General features: G+C 63.4%; 17 protein-coding genes. 4 read left to right on the forward strand and 13 right to left on the reverse strand.

Annotated features, from left to right (window positions below):
* Window positions 1-9: 9 nt before the first annotated feature.
* Entirely contained in the window at window positions 10-660 is a 651-nt protein-coding gene (locus VQ065_RS12685) for a TetR/AcrR family transcriptional regulator (protein ID WP_003087183.1), read from the reverse strand.
* A 235-nt stretch (window positions 661-895) separates the two neighbouring features.
* On the opposite strand from VQ065_RS12685, the gene moaA reads away from it, so the two are divergent.
* Entirely contained in the window at window positions 896-1,891 is a 996-nt protein-coding gene (moaA, locus tag VQ065_RS12690; RefSeq protein WP_003083204.1) for a GTP 3',8-cyclase MoaA, read from the forward strand.
* Window positions 1,892-2,075: 184 nt separating this feature from the next.
* On the forward strand, window positions 2,076-2,405 hold the full coding sequence (locus VQ065_RS12695) for a low molecular weight protein tyrosine phosphatase family protein (RefSeq protein WP_003087185.1): 330 nt from the start codon (window positions 2,076-2,078) through the stop codon (window positions 2,403-2,405).
* Between the two features lie 92 nt (window positions 2,406-2,497).
* On the opposite strand, the gene VQ065_RS12700 is transcribed toward VQ065_RS12695, so the two are convergent.
* From VQ065_RS12700 to puuE, 11 genes are all read right to left on the reverse strand, one after another.
* Window positions 2,498-3,865 carry a nucleobase:cation symporter-2 family protein gene (locus VQ065_RS12700; protein WP_003083208.1) on the reverse strand — a complete coding sequence of 456 codons (1,368 nt, stop codon included), beginning with the start codon at window positions 3,863-3,865 and terminating at the stop codon, window positions 2,498-2,500.
* A 682-nt stretch (window positions 3,866-4,547) separates the two neighbouring features.
* Entirely contained in the window at window positions 4,548-4,808 is a 261-nt protein-coding gene (locus tag VQ065_RS12705) for a PAAR domain-containing protein (protein ID WP_003083211.1), read from the reverse strand.
* A gap of 12 nt (window positions 4,809-4,820) precedes the next feature.
* Window positions 4,821-5,963: a T6SS immunity protein Tli4 family protein gene (locus VQ065_RS12710; protein WP_003133145.1), complete on the reverse strand. Its 1,143-nt coding sequence runs from the start codon at window positions 5,961-5,963 to the stop codon at window positions 4,821-4,823.
* Window positions 5,960-7,669, reverse strand: coding sequence for an esterase/lipase family protein (locus VQ065_RS12715; protein WP_003087197.1), 1,710 nt, complete (start codon window positions 7,667-7,669; stop codon window positions 5,960-5,962). Before VQ065_RS12715 ends, VQ065_RS12710 begins: the two co-directional genes overlap by 4 nt.
* Complete coding sequence (locus VQ065_RS12720) at window positions 7,666-10,194, reverse strand: type VI secretion system Vgr family protein (RefSeq protein ID WP_116803327.1); 2,529 nt, start codon at window positions 10,192-10,194, stop codon at window positions 7,666-7,668. Before VQ065_RS12720 ends, VQ065_RS12715 begins: the two co-directional genes overlap by 4 nt.
* A gap of 179 nt (window positions 10,195-10,373) precedes the next feature.
* Complete coding sequence (locus tag VQ065_RS12725; RefSeq protein ID WP_003083317.1) at window positions 10,374-10,892, reverse strand: Hcp family type VI secretion system effector; 519 nt, start codon at window positions 10,890-10,892, stop codon at window positions 10,374-10,376.
* Window positions 10,893-11,377: 485 nt separating this feature from the next.
* The gene (locus tag VQ065_RS12730) at window positions 11,378-12,655 is read right to left on the reverse strand and encodes a urate hydroxylase PuuD (RefSeq protein ID WP_003087201.1); all 1,278 of its coding nucleotides are present in this window, start codon (window positions 12,653-12,655) and stop codon (window positions 11,378-11,380) included.
* A gap of 48 nt (window positions 12,656-12,703) precedes the next feature.
* Window positions 12,704-13,213 (reverse strand): ureidoglycolate lyase, encoded by a 510-nt coding sequence (locus VQ065_RS12735; RefSeq protein ID WP_003083329.1) that lies wholly within the window; start codon window positions 13,211-13,213, stop codon window positions 12,704-12,706.
* Window positions 13,214-13,267: 54 nt separating this feature from the next.
* Window positions 13,268-14,266 (reverse strand): allantoicase, encoded by a 999-nt coding sequence (gene alc / locus VQ065_RS12740; protein WP_003087203.1) that lies wholly within the window; start codon window positions 14,264-14,266, stop codon window positions 13,268-13,270.
* A 17-nt stretch (window positions 14,267-14,283) separates the two neighbouring features.
* Entirely contained in the window at window positions 14,284-14,799 is a 516-nt protein-coding gene (gene uraD / locus VQ065_RS12745; RefSeq protein ID WP_003087205.1) for a 2-oxo-4-hydroxy-4-carboxy-5-ureidoimidazoline decarboxylase, read from the reverse strand.
* The gene (puuE, locus tag VQ065_RS12750; protein WP_003083336.1) at window positions 14,796-15,722 is read right to left on the reverse strand and encodes an allantoinase PuuE; all 927 of its coding nucleotides are present in this window, start codon (window positions 15,720-15,722) and stop codon (window positions 14,796-14,798) included. Before puuE ends, uraD begins: the two co-directional genes overlap by 4 nt.
* 372 nt (window positions 15,723-16,094) lie before the next feature.
* Here puuE and uraH point away from each other — a divergent pair, with 372 nt between their 5' ends.
* On the forward strand, window positions 16,095-16,475 hold the full coding sequence (gene uraH / locus VQ065_RS12755) for a hydroxyisourate hydrolase (protein WP_003087207.1): 381 nt from the start codon (window positions 16,095-16,097) through the stop codon (window positions 16,473-16,475).
* A gap of 243 nt (window positions 16,476-16,718) precedes the next feature.
* On the opposite strand, the gene VQ065_RS12760 is transcribed toward uraH, so the two are convergent.
* Window positions 16,719-18,068 (reverse strand): NCS2 family permease, encoded by a 1,350-nt coding sequence (locus VQ065_RS12760; protein WP_003087209.1) that lies wholly within the window; start codon window positions 18,066-18,068, stop codon window positions 16,719-16,721.
* A gap of 374 nt (window positions 18,069-18,442) precedes the next feature.
* Here VQ065_RS12760 and VQ065_RS12765 point away from each other — a divergent pair, with 374 nt between their 5' ends.
* The gene (locus VQ065_RS12765) at window positions 18,443-19,222 is read left to right on the forward strand and encodes a GntR family transcriptional regulator (RefSeq protein ID WP_003083340.1); all 780 of its coding nucleotides are present in this window, start codon (window positions 18,443-18,445) and stop codon (window positions 19,220-19,222) included.
* Window positions 19,223-19,227 lie beyond the last annotated feature (5 nt).

The following is a 19,227-nucleotide window of genomic DNA, read 5'->3' on the forward strand; positions in this document are numbered from 1 at the left end:
CGCGGCGGGTCAGAGCGGCAGCGGCCGAAGCCGGCCGGCGCTCTTGCCGGATTGCCCGTCGGGCGTGCAGCCTTTCAGGACCAGGCGGGTGATGGTTTCCACCGCAGCGTCGTAGTCGGCGTCGCTGAGCTGTTCCTTGCCGGTGACGATGGAAATCTGCCAATCGAAGTCGGCATAGGTCTGGGTCGCCGCCCAGATGGCGAAGAGCAGGTGATGCGGGTCCACCGGGGCGAGCTGGCCACGGTCGATCCAGGTCTGCAGGCAGGTGACGTTGCGCTGGGCCTGGGCGTTCAGTTCGTCGAGGTATTCCTTCGGCAGGTGCGGCGCGCCGTGCATGATCTCGCTGGCGAAGACCTTGGAGGCATGCGGCAGCTCGCGGGAGATGCGGATCTTCGAGCGGATGTAGGCGGGCAGGGCGAGCAGCGGGTCGTCTTCCACGCGGAACGGCGCCGACGCTTGCAGCAGCGGCTCGACGATGCTTTCCAGCACGCAGCGATAGAGGTTTTCCTTGGACTGGAAGTAGTAGTAGACGTTGGGCTTGGGCAGGCCGGCGCGGGCGGCGATGTCGCTGGTCTTGGTCGCCGCGAAGCCCTTGTCGGCGAATTCCTCGCTGGCGGCGCGGAGGATCAGGCGCTTGTTGCGCTCGCGGATGCTGGTCATCAGTCCTTGTTCTTCATTGCTGCAACGGCGGCAGGAAGCCGAGGATGGTAGCACCCGCCCGGAGCGCCCCTCAAGCAAGGTGCGAGCGAGGCGGAGGCCCGGGAAATCCTGACCCGCCGGTTCATTTGCCCTATACATTTCCCGGTATTTGGAGTATTCGTTAGGGGTATCGAGTCGCCCGCTCGCACTCACCCACCGAGCGCCGGGCGAGCCCCCCGGAACAGAACGAGTCACTATGTCCGATTCCCGCCTGGTCGATCCCTTCGGCCGTCGCATCACCTACCTGCGCCTGTCGGTGACGGATCGCTGCGACTTCCGCTGCACCTACTGCATGAGCGAAGACATGCAGTTCCTTCCCCGCGACCAGGTCCTCAGCCTGGAAGAACTGTACGCGGTGGCCGACGCCTTCATCGGCCTCGGCGTGCGGCGCATTCGTATCACCGGCGGCGAGCCGCTGGTGCGCAAGGGCATCACCGGCCTGCTGGCACGCCTGGGGCAGCGTGCGGAACTGGAAGACCTGGCGATCACCACCAACGGTTCGCAACTGCGCGAGCGCGCCGCCGAGCTGAAGGCCGCCGGCGTCCGCCGCCTCAACGTCAGCCTCGACTCGCTGCAGCGCGAACGCTTCGCCGCCTTCACCCGTAGCGATCGCCTGGAGCAGGTGCTGGACGGCATCCAGGCGGCGCGCGAAGCCGGTTTCGAGCGGATCAAGCTGAACTGCGTGGTACAGAAGGGCCGCAACGACGATGAGATCCTCGACCTGGTCGAGTACGCCCTGGCCAACCAGTTGGACATCAGTTTCATCGAGGAAATGCCGCTGGGCAGCATCACCAGCCACCGTCGCGAACTGACTCTCTGCACCAGCGACGAAGTCCGGGCGATCATCGAGCGCCGCTGGCCGCTGACCCCGAGCCTGGCGCGCAGCGGCGGGCCGTCGCGGTATTACCAGATCGGCGACGAGCCCAGCCGGATCGGCTTCATCTCACCTCACAGCAATAATTTCTGCGGCGACTGCAACCGCGTGCGCGTCACCGCCGAGGGCAAGCTGGTGCTCTGCCTCGGCCACGAGGGGGCGCTCGACCTGCGCGAACTGCTGCGCAGCCATCCCGGCGACCGCGAGCGCCTGAGCGCGGCACTGGTGGCGGCGCTGAACCTGAAGCCGGAGCGGCATCACTTCGACGCCCAGGAGCAGGTCCAGGTGCTGCGTTTCATGAGCATGACCGGCGGCTGACGGTATCCTCCTGGGGCGATGGCAGCAACGGCGCCATCCGCCGCTTCCTCTCCCATGCCACCCGGGCGACCGTGTTCCGGCACGCACCGCTCGCTGCCCCGTCCCGGGAAAAGCGACGCGGCGCAACGCCGAAACGCGGCGAAGACGTCATGCTGCCTGCCGCGCCAGCAAAGGAAAGCCTCCCATGCACCGGGTCCTGTTCATCTGCAGCCGCAACCGCCTGCGTAGTCCCAGCGCCGAACGGCTGTTCGCCGACTGGCCGGGCGTCGAGACCGATTCCGCCGGGCTGGCGGCGGACGCCGAGACGCCCCTGGAGCGCGAGCAACTGGAGTGGGCGACGCTGGTCGTCGTCATGGAGCGCCGCCACCGGCAGGCTCTGCTGCGCCGGCACGCCGCGGCGATGAAAGGCAAGCGCCTGGTCTGCCTGGATATCCCGGACGACTACGCCTACATGCAGGCGGAATTGCTGCATCTGCTGGAGCGCAAGGCGGGGCCTTTCCTTCGGCGGGACTGAGTGGTGCGGACCGCGAGCGGAAAAAAAAGAAGCCGGACGAAGTCCGGCCCGAGGGAAGGGCGGACCGGGAGTGTCGCCGGTCCGCCAGGGAGTCAGGAGTGCTTGGGCGCCGGCGCGTGGCTGCCGCACAAGTGGCTGCGGTCGTTGCGGCTGAGGATGTTGAACAGCAGGTTCAGCACCACCGCCCAGATCGCGGTCATGGCGATGCCGCTATGGGTGATCGGCTCCATCCAGACCGGCAGGCGGGCGAAGAAGTCCGGGCGCACCACCGGCACCATGCCCATGCCGATGCTTACCGCCACCAGCAACTGGTTGCGGCGGTCGGTGATGTTGGCCTCGTGGAGGATCTGGATGCCGCTGGCGGCGACCATGCCGAACATGGCGATGCCGGCGCCGCCGAGTACCGCCGGCGGGATCGAGGCGACCAGGAAGGCGGCCTTGGGCAGCATGCTGAGGAGGATCAGGAAACCGGCGGCGGCCACCGTGACGTAGCGGCTGCGCACCCCGGTCATCTGCACCAGGCCGATGTTCTGGGCGAACGAGGAATGGGTGAAGGTGTTCAGGAAACCGGCGAAGAACGAGGCGCCGGCGTCGCAGAGCAGGCCGCGGCGCAGTTCGGTGGGGGTGATCTCGCGGCCGGTGATCTTGCCCAGGGCGAGGAACATGCCGGTGGACTCGACGAAGATGATCACTACCACCAGGCACATCGACAGGATCGGCGCCAGGTCGAAGGTCGGCGCGCCGAAGTGCAGCGGGGTGACGATGTCGAACCAGGGGCGCTCGGCCAGACCGCCGAGGTCGACCATGCCCATGCCGCCGGCGATCGCGTAGCCCAGGCCCATGCCCATCAGCACCGAGATGTTGACCCAGAAACCGCGCATGAAGCGGTTGATCAGGAGGATGGTGCAGAGCACCAGGCTGGAGAGGAACAGGAAGTGCAGGGAGCCGAAGTCTTCCGCGCCTTTGCCGCCGCCGGCCCAGTTGATCGCCACCGGGAACAGGCACATGCCGATCGAGGTGATCACCGTGCCGGTCACCAGCGGTGGGAAGAAACGCACGATGCGCGACATGAAGGGGGCGATGAGCATGCCGAAGAAACCGGCGGCGATGGTCGCGCCGAAGATCCCGGTGATGCCCACGCCGGGCATCCCGGCCATCGCCACCATGCTGCCGACGGCGGCGAAGCTGGCGCCCATCATAACCGGCATGCGGATGCCCATCGGGCCGATGCCCAGCGACTGGACCAGGGTGGCGATGCCGGCGACCAGCAGGTCGGCGTTGATCAGGAAGGCGATTTCCTCGCGCGAGAGGCCGGCCGCCTGGCCGACGATCAGAGGCACGGCGACGGCGCCACCGTACATCAGCAACACATGCTGGAAGCCCACCAGCAGCAGCTGCGTCAGAGGCAGGCGCTGGTCTACGGGCGAGTCGGGGATGCGGCGATCAGTTACCACGGACATGCAACACCTCAGGCGTTTTTATTGTTGTCAGTCGCAGGCGGACACCGGAAAAGGCAGGTTCCGGCGGCCGGGTATTTCTGGCCGAACATCCACCCCAGGCTTCAGGGCGATGCGGTGGGGTGTTTTATATCCCCGTTGTGTGCTCGATTCAATCGATTTTTTGTATACAAAGTAATTTTTTGTAGTTGACCAATCGGTCTACTACAGGCTTTCCAGAGCTGCTTCCACTGTATCCATAGAACTGGCGCCGGCTACCCCCGGGACGCCCGGCGGTGTACGACATTGGTCGGATAGCCGACGTGCTCTAGCCGCTGGGAGTTTTCAGCGACCACTACCTCAGTGAGCGCAAGCCTGGTGCAGCAAGGCCTTGAACCCTGTCGCCCGGGATCAGCCATGGGGCTTTGCGGAACGCCTGCTTGCATTGGCGACTACAAGCAGCGACGTGCGCGAGAGCAACCGGCTATCTGAGCGCCAGTAGATCCTGGCGGCAATGGAGACGCTCAACGAGCAAAGAGAATGCCGCCAGCGCTTGCTGGAGTGCACAACGGCAGACTGGCCAAGGTGCCAAGGCTCGGGGCAGGTCAGGCTGGGCAAGAAGCCGGCGGAGTTTTCCTGAGCGTTCTACAGGAGAGGCACGAAGGAGGTCGCCGAAGTCTTTCGGCATATCGAACGTCCCCCTTTTTCAGTTTTCGGCAGCGCCCAACGGGCCACTGGCAATCAGGCTGGCACCACAAGCTGTTTTCATCCCATGTAGCGCGACCGGGACCCCATTCACATCCAGCAGGGCGCTACCTTCGGTAATGGGGAAGGTTCCCTTGCACAAGGGGCAAACCACTTGGTGGCCTACACCGGCCATCGGCTTGCCGTTCAGGTCGGTCTGGCCGAACGCCTCAATCACCGTGCCTCCATGGCTGGTGGTGTCGCCAAGGCGAATGATGTCCATCGCGGGTTGCTCCTATAGGTCGTCCAGCCAGCTGTCTTTTGGCTTCAGGCTAGAGAGGAATTCCTCATAGACATAGTCATCACCGAGCGTTTGGCCGCCAGGCGTAGCGGGTTTCGGAGCAGGGGAAGGACCGGCATTTCCGCCACGCGGCGATGAAGACGTCGGGCGCACGCGGATCGAATCGACAATGGCGTCCCACAGTTCCAAAGCCTCTTTGTCCGATTTGAAGGCAGGGGGCGGTGGTTTACCGTTTTCATTGCTGCGTTCCAGTACCGCCAGTCCCGCAGTAAGATGGGGCTCGGTTAGCGATTCCTCCTTGCCTTGAACCTCCCACATGAAGGTATAGCCGCGCTGCCCCTTATCGCTTCCCGCAACCAGATATTCCTCTCCAGGAAGGCCCCCGACAGGATGCTTTCCTTTTCTTAACCTTTCCATGCCTGCAAACGTGGAGAGCATGTTTTGCACGAAGCCGTCGACTCGCTCAAGAAGGCTGTTTAGCTCAGCTCCCGTGGAGGAGCGGAATTCAAAGCGCGCGCCGGGGTGCTCAGGGAAAGTGACTCCCACTCCAAACCTCTCCACTTGAAAACTATCCCCTGCAATATAAGCGTGGTCGATGCAAAAGCCCGGCTCGCTGGGGATTTCTTTTGGCGCGCGAGAACGTAGATTTCGAGCTAAAGCCCTAGATATCTCCACAGCATGTTGCTCTCTGTCTACCGAAACTTTCCCTTTCCAACGATAGGCATGCCACGTAGGCTTAGATGTAACATAGGTATCCAATAAATAGGTTTTAGAGGCAACCTCTGAAGACCAAGACAATAAACCTACTGATTCATTGCCAAAGTCAATTTTACGAAGAAGCATGTTGCCTTTGGATTTATGTCTCTGAGTCCTCCACTCTTGTTCAAGACGATCAACCCTGGCTGCCAGTTCGGTAGGTTTATCATCTAAGTACTCAATTCTGTCTCCCCATAGGTAGTATCCGGCATTGATTACCGCGTCAGGTGGCAGATCAATCAGAAAGCGACCAAAGCAATGAGTAATCCATCCGGTCTTGTCCATGGAAGAGCTCCGAGAAGAAGAAAACGAAGTGCAACTGGTCATGCTGGTCAAGACCACCACTCCAAGTACAGCAAGCAACCGACGGGGATGCATCATGTCCCTCCTTTGTCATTAGGATGCCAATCCGCCAACTGGGTGATTTTGATCACCCCATATAGCGCTGCCCATTGAGCACGAGCATCGTTGTAACTCTCCTGGTGCTCATAGCCCCGTTTGGTATTGGCCTGTCCCTTGCCCTTGCTGCCATGCCGAAAGCTGGCCTTGACGCCCGCCAGGGCAGGCGCCTGGCCGGAGTCGGTCGGTACCGTTTCGTCACCTCCGCTACCGGAAGCGTCCAGAGGATTTCCCGTCTCCAGCGGACCCTGCACTATGGTGGGCAAGCCCCGGCGGAACCAACTGTTGTAAGTGCCGTTCTCATCGTCGTTGAGTGTGGCACCAGGGGTCTCCAGAGGGGTAGGGTCACCCTTCCAGATCAAGTCGCGCCAACTATGGCGGCTATCGTCAGCTCCGTAATGGGCATAGGTCTCTGAGTGATATCCTGCTGCTGACAATTCACCATGAAAATTAGCAATGCTATCTATCAAGTCTTCAAAGTTATCACGGGGGCCAACTCTTAAACCTTCTTTTTTGTCTGACATGTCTAGATATTGTGAATTTTGCTCAGGCACCAATCCATACCACGTAGTGTTCTTGTATATCTCTTCATAAGGGTCCTGATTCTGCGGATAAGCCCGAGGCTTTCCATCGATATCCTTGAGCACCTGCCCCTGCGCGTCGCACAGAAATAGCCAAGGACGCCCTTCCCGGTATTCGGCGCTAGGGGCCAATTCCAGCGCGCCGGCCGAATTGGCGACAATGGCTGTCACTTCACCGGCATTTCGCCCCAGCACGACCTGTGCGATACCTTCATAGCCACAGCGCATATGATGGTAGATGGTCGAGGAACCCGTCGCAGGTTGTACGCCATGCACCACCCCCAATACGCGCTCATAGCCGTGCAACTGCGTCAGGGCGCGAGCCACCAGCCCTCCCATCGAATGGGTGACCAGAATGACCTTCATACGTCTCACCTGCTCGGGATCGAGACCGCACTCCTTTTGGTAGAAAGGCAACACGGTATTCTCGATATAGTCGCGTACATCCAGCGCCGACTGCCGGTTGGACTGTAGCCAGTTATAGCCGGCGCACCAGACATCGAACTGGTATCGGCTGGCCCTGAGCAATTCCTCTTCATCGATCGGCCCCACCTTTCCCTGCTCCTCACCCTGATCTCCAGGAGGAGAGAGGGCTTCGTCATTCCACCATGCCTGGAGTTCCCGCCGGCTGACGATGTTATCCAGTCGCCTCTCCATTAATCCCATGACCGGGTTATACGCACTGCGCATGACCTTGCCCCAGCCGCGCAGGCGGGCAGCTTCTTCGGACAAACCAGATTGACCGACATCGATCGTACCCTGGTCATCGACTTTTACTTGCTCAGCCTTCAGGAGCTCCTGACGGGCCGTTGGACCCCTCCAGGCCCAAGTCCACAACGCACCGATGGAGGCAAACAGGTCATCCATGGGCCACAGACCATTCGGCGGCCTCCAGACCTCGCTTTTATCTGCCTTGTTGCGCAGGTTGGTTCCCATGATCCCCGGAATGAAGATCACCGGCAGGGGAGCGGTCTGCCGAATCAGTGCCACCTTTTCGCTCTGGTTGTCGGTACGGGTCAACTGCGCCTTGTAGACAGGCCGTCCCAGACTGTCGCGAGAGCGAGGGATGATCACATCCTGATTCGGCTCGAGCGGTTCGCTGCTCATGTGTTGGACTCCGTGTCGCTGTTGTGACTGCCCTTGCCCAGGATGCGTATCTGCACCGGGTCCATGGCCAGGTGTTGTTGCTTGGGTAAACGGCCCTGGCTGTCGGTCATCAGTTTCACCACACCACCATCGCCTCGTATCACTTCAACGGCGATATTGGGTAACGGCTCCAGCGTGGCTTCGTCGCGCAGGACATACCGGTCATCGAACGGTGTCGAATCCCAGGCGTTGAAGCTGGTCGATGCATGAGCGGGACCGACATGACTGTGCTTCGCCGCCTTGACCACGAAGTTGCCGGGCATGCCCAGCTCGATGTTGCCGCCCTTGAGGGTCAGGTAGGCGCCGCCGCACATCAGGGTGATGTGCTCCTTCGCGGTGACCAGCACGTGCTGCTGGCTGGCGCTGACCTCCACGCTCTGCTCGGCCTCCAGGCGGATGTCGTTCTTCTGCGCCTGCAGCAGCATCGGCCCCTGGTGGGTGATCTGGCGCAGCTCGCCGCCCTGGGCGAACAGGCCGATGTCGCTGCCGGCGTTGATCACCACCTTCTGCCCGGCGGTCACCTGCTGGTTCTGCCGGGCCACGCTGTCGACGTGCTCGCCGGCGGCCAGGGTCAGGCTCGCCGGCGTCGCCGCGGCGATCCCTGCCGGACCGCTCAAGGCGATCGCCGGCTTGCCTCCGTTGCTCTTGCCGGACTCGTCGTTGGCACCGTGGCCGAGGTCGCGCACGGCTTCCTGGAGGGTTTGCTGCGGCGCAGCGTCGTGCCCCACGCCCTGGTGCTCCCCGGCGTAGTCGCCCAGCTCGCGGGCCAGCTCCAACGCCGCCTCCAGCACCTGCACCACGACGCCTCGGTCGAGATGGCCGGCGCCGGCCCTGAGCTGCTCCTCGGTGCTCAGCAGCAGGCCCCTGGCCGCACGCACCGCGCCATGTTCGTCGGTGCGCAGTTCGAAGCCCTCGCCGCGCGGCTTGCCGCCTTCGGGCCGAGGATGGGTCAGGTAGCCCAGGCGCAGCGCGCTGGCACCGTGGTCGCTCATCAGCGCCGCACTGATCTGCGCCGTGGTGTCGTCGATGCGCAGCTCGTTGGCCCGGCTGCCCTTGTACTCCTTGCTCTTGATGGTGCTGAGGATCTTGTGGTCGGGCAGCGCGTAGGGCGGCCGGTTGGTCGCCCGGTAGGTACGCCCGGTGACGATCGGCTGGTCGCAGTCGCCGTCCAGGTAATCGACGATCACCTCCTGGCCAATCCGCGGGATCGCCATGTGCCCCCAGTCGGCACCTGCCCAGTTCTGCGCGACCCGTATCCAGCAGGTACTGAACTCATCGTGACGTCCCTCGCGATCCCAGGGGAACTGGACTTTCACCCGCCCCCACTCGTCGCAATGGATCTCTTCCCCTGCCGGGCCGACTACCGTCGCGATCTGCGGACCATCGATACGCGGCCGAGGCAGCGGTGCGGGACGCCATTCGACGTCCTCGGGCACCAGTTCGGCGCGCAGGTCGTAGCTCACCCCCAGAGGGGCGTCGGCGGACTCTTCCTCCTGGCCGGCATACTGGGTGCCGCGATGGACCACCCGCACCGGCCGCCACCAGGCGTTGAAGTCGGCACGCGGATGACCTTCCAGGGCAAAGGCGTGGCCCGGGATCAGCCGCGGGTCGTCGCCGCTGACCGATGCCACCCGCGCATCGCGCCGGTGCCCTCTTAGGCGGCTTTCGCTGAAAGGCCGGCCGGCGCCGCTCTGCTTGTAGCGACCGGGGTAGTCGTAGCGCTCGTAGGACGAGCCCTGATGCTCGAGCGCCTCGCCAGCGAGATGATGCTCCTGGTCGTAGGTCGGGCGCTTGAAGCTGTAGTCCCGCTGGGTCTGTCGAGCCGTACGAACATTTTCGCTGTAGCGGAAAGAATGAAGCACCGGCTGCGGGTTGTCGCCCTCCGGCTGGGCGCTGAACAGTACCGGGCCGCCGGCGATACGCTCCTGGACGTAGAGCCGGTCGCTGCAGACCAGGGTGTGGCGGTGTTCGTCGAAGCGGAAGTAGTAGACCAGGCCTTCCTCGAAGGCCAGCCGGTCGTGCAGGTAGTGATCGCTGTCGCCGGCCTGCACGCAGTATTCGCGTGGCAGGTGCTCGTGGTAGATACGCTGTTCGTAGTCGAGCACCCGGTGCTCCTTGAGCAGCGCCTGGAGAATCTCCGGAACACTCTTCTCCTGGAAGATCCGCCAGTTGCAGCACAGCTCCAGGCGCGCCAACTGCGGTTCCAGCAGCAGTTCGTAGCGGGTCCGGCGAAAACCCGAGCTGCCCTGGGTGAAGTGGCTGACGATGCCATGGACGTAGCGGGCCGGACGGCCGTCCTCCCAGAGGGTGAAGGTGCCCGGCTGGTCGAGTACCTGCTTGAAATCGATGGCGTTCTTGTCGCTGGCCAGCTTCAGGTTCAGGCGGAAAGGCTCGCAGAGCGCTTCTTCCAGTTCGAACTCGACGACATCGAACGCGAGTTTCCCTTCGCCAACGACGAAGGTGAATTTCAGGTCTCTTTGACGCATGGATCGTTCCCTGTTCCGGGTGGGCAGTTCCTTTCCAATCCATTGGAGGAGCAAGCCACGTTACTCTTGCTCAGCCGCTGCCGAAAGTCTTGGCTCGGTGTCTATTTCGCGAAGTAGCGGACATTTTCGGCTCGACGGAGAACCGGCCGTACAGGTGTACGACCGGTGTGCCTGTCAACTCACCCTGCGACCGGCGAGCGCCAGTCGTCGGAGCCGGAGGTGCCGGAGACTTCGTGGGTCCAGGTGATCTTGCGGTAGGTGAAGTGCACGTCTTCCAGGTGGGTGAAGTGGGCGTTGCCCGGGTCCTGGCAGTTATGCATGTAGTCCTTGATGTCGACGATGATCGCGTCTTCCAGGACGGTGGTGTAGTAGTGCTCCTGGGTGCCGGCGGCGGAGGTGCGGTACCACTGGATCTCGACCTTGGTCAGGCGCTCGCCGGAGGTCAGGGCGGCCAGCAGCAGCGGCGAGGCCTTGTCGAAGACCTTGGTGATGACCACCGGCTTGTGCACGCGCTGGCCGGTCGGCTGGCCGGACTGCGGGTCGCGCGGGATGATCACTTCGTGGTTGAAGCCCTGGACCATCACCTGGTCCTCGTGGCCTTCCTGGTAGGTGTTGCCGACCGAGTCCTCAGTGAAGGCGCCGGCGGTGATCAGGCCCTGCTTGGTGCCGGTGATGGACATATAGGCGGGGGTTGCCATGGATACGTTCCTTGTCGTTGAAAGTGCCCAGGCGATATGCCGGGGACATCGGTGCTAGACAAGAACCGTGCCACTAGTCTTGAAACTCTTTTCCATCAAGGCGTTATTGGGGGAAGCCAAAAACTCGCTGGCGATTCTCATGGGAAGAACACTGAAAATTGCGCAACTTTTTGCGCACCGCTTGCAAAAAGTTGCGCACTCTCTCGGAGCCCTTTGGGTATTTGTTCCCTAGCGTTCTATCCACAACGTTATCAACCAAAAAGTTGCACAGTTCTTCATTGGCAAGGTAGGCGAAGATAGCGCCGCACGGTTTCGTTCCATCGGCCCAGGGTGAAGGAAAGTGAGTTATCGGAGAGGTTGGGGGCTGAAAGATATGGCCAGTTATGGCCAAAAGCCCTCTATGGAGAGGGCTTTTGGGGTAGGGCCAGCAGGGTTGTTCTGCTGCGGGGAACCGGAGGTGCGGTTCTTCGCCTTTCGGCCAAGGCTCAGTTGATCTGTGCGCCCTTGGCGATCCAGCTGCCGATCAGGTTGCGTTCTTCCTGGGTCATCTGCGTGATGTTGCCCAGCGGCATGATCTGCGAGGCCACGGCCTGGGCCTGGATCTTCGGTGCCAGTTGCTGGATCTGCTGCGGGGTGTCGAGCATGATCCCGCCTGGCGCGGTGCTGAACAGCTGGCTGGTCGGTTTCGCCGAGTGGCAGACGGTGCAGCGCTCCTGGATCACGTGATGGACCTTGTCGAAGTCGGCTCCGCTCGCGGTCCCGGCATTGGAGGCCTGGGGCGCGGCGGGCGCGGTTGGTGCGTCGCCGCCGGTCGCCGGTTGTGCCGGTGCCGCCGCCGGGGTGCTGGCCAGCGGTGCGGAAGCCTGCTGGTAGTTCGGCGTGGTGACGAAGGCCAGGGCGATCATGCCCAGCGCGCCGGCGGGCAGGGCCCAGGCGAAGCGGTTGCTTTCGTGGCGGGTGTTGAAGTAGTGGCGTACCAGTACCGCGAGCACCGCGATGGCGGCCAGGATCAGCCAGTTGTACTGGCTGCCGTAGGTGCTCGGGAAGTGGTTGCTGATCATGATGAACAGCACCGGCAGGGTGAAGTAGTTGTTGTGCCGGGAGCGCAGCAGGCCCTTGGCTGGCAGCACCGGATCGGGCTCGCGGTTTTCTTCGATGGCTTTCACCAGCGCGCGCTGGGCCGGCATGATCACCCTGAACACGTTGCCGACCATGATGGTGCCGATGATCGCGCCGACGTGCAGGTAGGCGCCGCGGCCGCTGAATACCTGGGTCAGGCCGTAGGCGGCGGCGACCAGCAGGACGAACAGGACCAGGCCGAGCAGGGCAGGGGTCTTGCCCAGCGCCGAATCGCAGAGGATGGTGTAGACGAACCAGCCGCAGACCAGCGAACCGATACCGATGGCGATGGCCGCCGCCGGCGCCAGGTCGCTGCCGGGGGCGATCAGGTAGAGGGTCGGGTTCAGGTAGAACACGATGGTCAGCAACACCACCCCGGACATCCAGGTGGAGTAGGCCTCCCATTTGAACCAGTGCAGGTTCTCCGGCATTTTCGGCGGAGCCAGCTTGTACTTCTCCAGGTGGTAGATGCCGCCACCGTGGATTGCCCAGAGGTCTCCGGACAGGCCTTCACGCGGGTTGCTGCGGTTGAGGTTGTTCTCCAGCCAGACGAAATAGAACGAAGCGCCGATCCACGCGATCCCGACGATCATGTGAATCCAGCGCACCAGCAGGTTCAGCCATTCGATGAGATGTGCTTCCACAGTCTTGTACCTCTTGCCCTGGCCGGCGGACCGGCGGCAGGACCTCTCTTATTGGTTTGATTGGGGGTCGAGGAGGAGCTGTTCGTCCTCGGTGAAGAAATGCTCGTCGCAGTTGTTCCCGGAACCGCTGCGATCGACCACCAGGAAGTCATCCCGCTTTTCGATCGTCAGCACCGGATGGTGCCAGACGCCGCGGTGGTAATTGACGCCCTGCCTTCCGTTGGTCAGGAAGGCGCGGACGAGGCCCGGTACAGGTACATCGCCAAGTGGCGCGACCACGACCAGAAAGGGGTTGCCGAGCAGCGGGATGAAGGCCTGGCTGCCCAGCGGATGGCGTTCCAGCATGCGGATGCGCAACGGCATTTCCAGCTTCTCGGCGCTGAAGATGCTGATGATCGCGTTATCTTCCGGTTGCGCGGTCTCGACCGTGGCCAGCTTGTGATAACGGCGGGTGGAGCCGTTGTTGATCATGAAATAGTCGCTGCCGGCGGTTTCGATCACGTCACCGAACGGGGCGAAGGCTTCCTTGGTCAACGGCTCGATCTTGAGAGTGCGCATACTGATCCTGTCGATTCTGTTTGTTGTATTCCGGACGCACGCGGGGCCCGGGTCTCACGGTAATTGTGGCCTGCCGAACAGGCGCAGGCGGCTGACGCCGCCGTCGGGAAAGATGTTCAGGCGTACATGGGTGATCGGGCCGAGGGCGTTGAGGTGCCGCTCGAACCGATGTTCCTGGTGCATTTCCAGCTTCTGCGCTGGCAGCAGCTCGCGCCAGAAGAGGCTCTGTGCCTCGATCCGGGCCTCGTTTCCGCCTTCCACGAAGGCGGCCTGAATGCTGCAGCTTTCTGGATAGTTGCCCTTGAAGTGCAAGGTATCGACGACCGCCGCCTCGATGCTGCCGGGATGGCCGAGGGCGACGATCACCCAGTCGTGGCCCGGCGTGCGGCGGCGGCCAGTTTCCCAGCCGTCGCCCATGTTGATGGCACGTCCGGGGTTGAGCAGGTTGCCCATGCGTCCGAAATGCTGGTCGGAACAGGCCAGCGCCCGGCCGCCGTTGACCGCTGCGGCCAGGTCGAGCGCCGTTCCCGGCGGCAGGCTGCTCCAGTCGCGGTAGGGCACGCCATAGAGGCGCAGGCGGGCGATACCGCCGTCCGGGTAGATGTTCAGACGCAGGTGGGTCCAGGGACGTTCGTCGTCTATCGGGTGGTAGTGATGGCTATCGCCCTGCAGCCCCACCGCCGGCAGCACTTCGCTCCAGGACGTGCTGTCGTCCGGGTCGCCTTCGGTGCAGAAGCAGCCATCCAGGGAAGCCGCCGGCGGATGGTTGCCGGTGAAGAAGCGGGTGTCGATGTCGACGCCCTTCAGCACGCCCGGCACACCCAGGCGGATCACCGCCTGGTCATGGCCCTCGAAGCGCTTGCGGCGGGTTTCCCAGCCGTCCATCCACTTGCCGCTGTCGTCGAACACGCCTTCCTTCCACACCGGTTCGCCGGCCTGCAGCATGCGGCTGGCCGGGGCGAACCATTCGTCGCTGACGGCGACCACCTGGCTGCCCAGGCGTGCGTCGGCGAGGTCGAGGTAGTGGCGGAAGGGCGCGTGTTCGGCGTTCATGCTCGTCTCCGCAGGCCTCAGAGCTGCTGCAGGCGGAACAGGGCGATCTTGTTGATCTCGGCCAGCGCGGTAGCGAACTCCTCGTCGGCGGAGTGCTGGATGCGTTCCTCGAAGGCCGCCAGGATCTGATGGCGGTTGCTGCCCTTCACCGCCTTGATGAAGGGGAAGCCGAACCTGGCCTTGTAGGCGTCGTTGAGTTCGGTGAAGCGGGCGAACTCCTCGGCGCTGCATTCGTGAATCCCGGCGCCGGCCTGCTCGGAGGTGCTGGAGGCGGTCAGTTCGCCACGGATCGCTGCCTTGCCGGCGAGGTCCGGGTGGGCGTTGATCAGCGCCAGCTGGGCCTCGCGGCTTGCCGACAGGAGAATGTCGGCCATGCGCTGGTGCAGGCCCTCGATATCGTTGAGGCTGTCGTCGATACCCAGGTCATAGGCCTTCTCGGCGACCCAGGGGGAGTGTTCGTAGATGTCGGCGAAGGCTTCGACGAAGGCCTCGCGGGACAGCGAGGCGGGGGTCAGGGTCTGGAAACGGCTCATGCCTCGGTCTCCTGGAAAGGATGCTCACGGTGCCAATGGCGGGCGATGTCTTCGCGGCGGGCGAACCAGACCTTGTCGTGGCTCTGCGCGTACTGGATGAAGCGCTCCAGGGCGGCCATCCGCGCCGGGCGACCGATCAACCGGCAATGCAGGCCGATGGAGAGCATCTTCGGCGCCGTCGCGCCTTCTTCGTAGAGCACGTCGAAGGCGTCCTTCAGGTACTGGAAGAACTGCTCGCCATTGTTGAAGCCCTGCACCTGGGTGAAGCGCATGTCGTTAGTGTCCAGGGTATAGGGAATCACCAGATGCGGTTTCTCCGCGGTGCTGGCCGGGTCCCAGTAGGGCAGGTCGTCGTCGTAGGTGTCGGAGTCATAGAGGAAGCCGCCTTCCTCCATCACCAGGCGCCGGGTGTTCGGGCCGGTGCGTCCGGTGTACCAGCCCACCGGGCGCTGGCCGGTGAGTTCGGTGAGGATGCGGATGGCTTCGAGCATGTGCTCGCGCTCCTGGGCCTCGTCCATGTACTGGTAGTCGATCCAGCGGTAGCCGTGGCTGCAGATTTCATGGCCGTCGGCGACCATCGCCCTGATCACCTCAGGGTTGCGCTGCGCCGCCATGGCCACGGCGAACACGGTGAGCGGCACGTTGCGTCGCTTGAACAGCTTGAGCAGGCGCCAGACCCCGGCGCGGCTGCCGTATTCGTAGAGCGATTCCATGCTCATGTGGCGCACGCCCTGCAAGGGCTGGGCAGCCACCATCTCGGAAAGGAACGCCTCGGACTCCTTGTCGCCATGCAGGACGCAGCGCTCGCCACCTTCTTCGTAATTGAGCACGAAGGACAGGGCGATGCGCGCATCGCCGGGCCAGTGAGGGTGGGGAGGGTTGTTGCCGTATCCGATCAGGTCGCGTGGGTAGTCAGCGCTCACAGCAGTGTTCCTTATTGTGGATGGGGCGGCGGGCCGGACGGGCCGGGGATGCCGTGATGGATTTATTGTATACAAGTTTGCCTGCGGTCTGTAAATACAATCCTGCTTGCCGATCCCTGCCATTCATCCAGCAAAAAACCTGCCCGACTGGTCAGTTAGCGAAGAATGAGGCCCTGCGGGGTGGGGCTTGTGGAAGGAATGCTCGATTTCGGGGCGGCTGCCGCATTTTCGGTTGTGGCGGTGTTTTTTGTATACAATTCATCGAAAGATAACTTATATTGCTTCGCAAGCGGCTCCCTGGCGGGCTGCAAGCGAGCGGCGCCGGGCAGGTCCCGGAGCGATCCCCATCGAACGAAGGCAAGAGGAGGAGTGGTGTCCGCCAGCGGGCGCCCGCAACCCATGGGACGTTTGACCACGCATGTACTGGATTCCGCACACGGCTGCCCCGGCCATGGCATCAAGATCGAGCTGTACCGGGTAGAAGGCCAGCAACTGGAACTGATCGCCACCACCCTGACCAACCACGACGGCCGCTGCGACCAGCCGGTGCTGCAAGGCGAGGACTTCCGTCCCGGGGTCTATCAACTGGTGTTCAACGCCGGCGACTACTATCGCGCCCGCGGCGTGCAATTGCCGGAGCCGGCATTCCTCGACCAGGTGGTGCTGCGTTTCGGCATCGCCTCCGCCGACGATCACTACCATGTGCCGCTGCTGATCTCGCCCTACAGCTATTCGACCTATCGCGGCAGCTAGGTGCGTGCCACGAAACATTGACTCCCTGAGTCCTTTTCCCTGGCCCGCCGTCGAGCGGGCCTTTTTTCGTTCGCGGGGAAGGCGCCGAGGGTTGCCGGTTATCCGCCATCTGCGGGGGGGGGGCAGGACGATGCGGCGCAAGGTGTGAATGGGCGACGGATGAGGCTGTGCGTCGCGAGCCCTGCGGGGCAACGACAGGTTCGAGGCGGATAGCCGCGTGCGGCCATCCGCCATCCGGGCGGGTCAGAGGAAGATGAACTTGGCGACGAAGATCACGAACAAGGCATAGAGGCTGGCCGAGACTTCGCGGTGCTTGCCGGTGAGGACCTTCATCGCGACGTAGGTGATGAAGCCCAGGGCGATACCGTCGGCCACCGAGAAGGTCAGCGGCATCATGATCACCGTGACGATCGCCGGGATGGTTTCGGTGTGCTCGTCCCAGTCGATGTGCGCCATCCCGCCCATCATCAGCATGGCCACGTAGATCAGCGCGCCGGCGGTGGCGAAGGCGGGGATCATCCCGGCCAGCGGGGCAAAGAACATCGCGGCGACGAACAGCACGCCGACCACCACCGCGGTGAGCCCGGTACGTCCGCCGGCGGCCACGCCCGCGGCGCTCTCCACGTAACTGGTCACCGGCGGGACACCGAGCATGCCGCCGAACACGCTGGAGGCGCTGTCGGCCTTCATCGCCTTCGACAGGTTCTCGATGCGCCCGTCCTCCTTCACCAGGTGCGCGCGCTGGGCGACGCCCATGAGAGTGCCGGCGGTATCGAACATGTGCACGAAGAGGAAGGCCAGGATCACGCTGATCATGGTGACGTTGAACGCGCCGGCGATGTCCATCGCCAGGAAGGTCGGCGCCAGGCTCGGCGGCGCCGAGAACACCCCGCCGTACTGCACCAGGCCGAGGGCCCAGCCGACCAGGGTGACGCTGAGGATGCTGATGAGGATGCCGCCGAACACCCGGCGGTACTCGAGCACGGCGATCATCAGGAAGCACAGTGCCGCCAGCAGCGGGCCGGGCGAGGTGAGGTGGCCGAGCTTGATCAGGGTCGCCGGGCTGGCCACCACGATGCCGGCGGTCTTCAGGCCGATCAGGCCGAGGAACAGGCCGACACCCGCGCCCATGGCGAACCTGAGGCTGCGGGGGATGCTGTTGAGCAGCCATTCGCGGACCCGGGAGAAGGTCAGCAGCATGAACATCACCCCGGAGATGAACACCGCGCCGAGGGCGATCTGCCAGCTGTAGCCCATGGTGCCGACCACGGTGTAGGTGAAGAAGGCGTTCAGCCCCATTCCCGGCGCCAGGCCCACCGGCCAGTTGGCGTACAAGCCCATCAGGAAGCAGCCGAGGGCGGCCGCCAGGCACGTGGCGACGAACGCCGCGCCGTGGTCGATGCCGGCGTCGGCCATGATGTTGGGATTGACGAAGATGATGTAGGCCATGGTGATGAAGGTGGTCAGCCCGGCCGCCAGCTCGGTCCTGACCGTCGTACCATGCTGGCGGAGCTTGAACAGGCGTTCGAGCAGGCCGGTGGCGGGCGGTGTCGCAGCGTAGATCCCTTGTTCTTCTTGTTTGGTGCTTTCCACAGCAGGTACTCCTCATCGCTCTTGTTGTTAGGTCCTGCGGGCCGGTTGGTTACCAGGTCCCTGACGCGGCTCGAAGGTGATGTGAGGGCACGATTTTCTGACCTTTGGGTCAAGAACTCGTGCGAGCGATTATGCCTTTGTATACAAAAAGGTCAAAGAATGTTTGAGGGTGTTTCGCCACATTTTTATCAGCTTTCCGTCACGCGTCCTTCCGGGCGGTGCCGCGCGCTCGGAACGAGGGGCGGAAAGGGGTGGTGCGCCGGATGCCGCTGCTTGTGTACACTATTTCGCTATCAGCCGCCGGCGTGCCTCACCCACGCCCGTGAGCGAGGATCAGCCCAGGCCACAAGCCGGACGCACAAGGTTCGAGACCGATGACCGATCAGTTGCAACACATCAGGAAGCCGCCGCGCACCGGCAAGGCTGCCCGCAGCGGTACCCAGGACGAGATCGTCTACGCCCACATCTTCGACGCCATCCTCGAACAACGCCTGGCCCCCGGCACCAAGCTGAGCGAGGAAGCGCTCGGCGAGATATTCGGTGTCAGCCGCACCATCATTCGCCGCGCCCTCTCGCGCCTGGCCCACGAGCAGGTGGTGCTGTTACGGCCGAACCGCGGCGCGGTGGTCGCCAGCCCGAGCATCGACGAGGCCCGGCAGATCCTTTTCGCCCGCCGCACCGTCGAGCGCGCCATCACCGAACTGGCCACCGACAACGCCACCGCCGAGCGCCTGGCCGAGTTGCGCGAGATGGTGGTGCAGGAGCAATCCAGCTTCGCCCGCGGCGATCGGGGCGCCGGCATCCGCCTGTCCGGCGAGTTCCACCTGAAGCTCGCCGAGATGGCGCGCAACGCTCCACTGGTGAGTTTCCAGCGCAGCCTGGTGTCGCAGACCTCGCTGATCATCGCCCAGTACGAAAGCGGCGGTCGCTCGCACTGCTCGTTCGACGAGCACAACGAGATCCTCGACGCCATCGAGAAGGGCGACAAGGAGCGCGCGGTGACCCTGATGATGCACCACATGGAGCATATCGACAGCAAGCTCAACCTGGAGAGCGACAACGCTTCCGGCGACCTGCACGCGGTGTTCTCGCACCTCCTCGGCGGCAAGAAGAAGCCACGCCGGGCCAAGGCCGACAGCGACTCGGCGGCCTGATCCGA

It is taken from the genome of Pseudomonas sp. KBN10P06128 (assembly GCF_037574945.1).
In the GTDB taxonomy this organism is placed as follows: Bacteria; Pseudomonadota; Gammaproteobacteria; order Pseudomonadales; family Pseudomonadaceae; genus Pseudomonas; species Pseudomonas aeruginosa.

Bases quoted from the DNA above. Each gene is read 5' to 3' on its own strand.
- VQ065_RS12685 (WP_003087183.1), bottom strand. From the start codon at position 660: ATGACCAGCATCCGCGAGCGCAACAAGCGCCTGATCCTCCGCGCCGCC.
- moaA (WP_003083204.1), top strand. From the start codon at position 896: ATGTCCGATTCCCGCCTGGTCGATCCCTTCGGCCGTCGCATCACCTAC.
- VQ065_RS12695 (WP_003087185.1), top strand. From the start codon at position 2,076: ATGCACCGGGTCCTGTTCATCTGCAGCCGCAACCGCCTGCGTAGTCCC.
- VQ065_RS12700 (WP_003083208.1), bottom strand. From the start codon at position 3,865: ATGTCCGTGGTAACTGATCGCCGCATCCCCGACTCGCCCGTAGACCAG.
- VQ065_RS12705 (WP_003083211.1), bottom strand. From the start codon at position 4,808: ATGGACATCATTCGCCTTGGCGACACCACCAGCCATGGAGGCACGGTG.
- VQ065_RS12710 (WP_003133145.1), bottom strand. From the start codon at position 5,963: ATGATGCATCCCCGTCGGTTGCTTGCTGTACTTGGAGTGGTGGTCTTG.
- VQ065_RS12715 (WP_003087197.1), bottom strand. From the start codon at position 7,669: ATGAGCAGCGAACCGCTCGAGCCGAATCAGGATGTGATCATCCCTCGC.
- VQ065_RS12720 (WP_116803327.1), bottom strand. From the start codon at position 10,194: ATGCGTCAAAGAGACCTGAAATTCACCTTCGTCGTTGGCGAAGGGAAA.
- VQ065_RS12725 (WP_003083317.1), bottom strand. From the start codon at position 10,892: ATGGCAACCCCCGCCTATATGTCCATCACCGGCACCAAGCAGGGCCTG.
- VQ065_RS12735 (WP_003083329.1), bottom strand. From the start codon at position 13,213: ATGCGCACTCTCAAGATCGAGCCGTTGACCAAGGAAGCCTTCGCCCCG.
- alc (WP_003087203.1), bottom strand. From the start codon at position 14,266: ATGAACGCCGAACACGCGCCCTTCCGCCACTACCTCGACCTCGCCGAC.
- uraD (WP_003087205.1), bottom strand. From the start codon at position 14,799: ATGAGCCGTTTCCAGACCCTGACCCCCGCCTCGCTGTCCCGCGAGGCC.
- VQ065_RS12765 (WP_003083340.1), top strand. From the start codon at position 18,443: ATGACCGATCAGTTGCAACACATCAGGAAGCCGCCGCGCACCGGCAAG.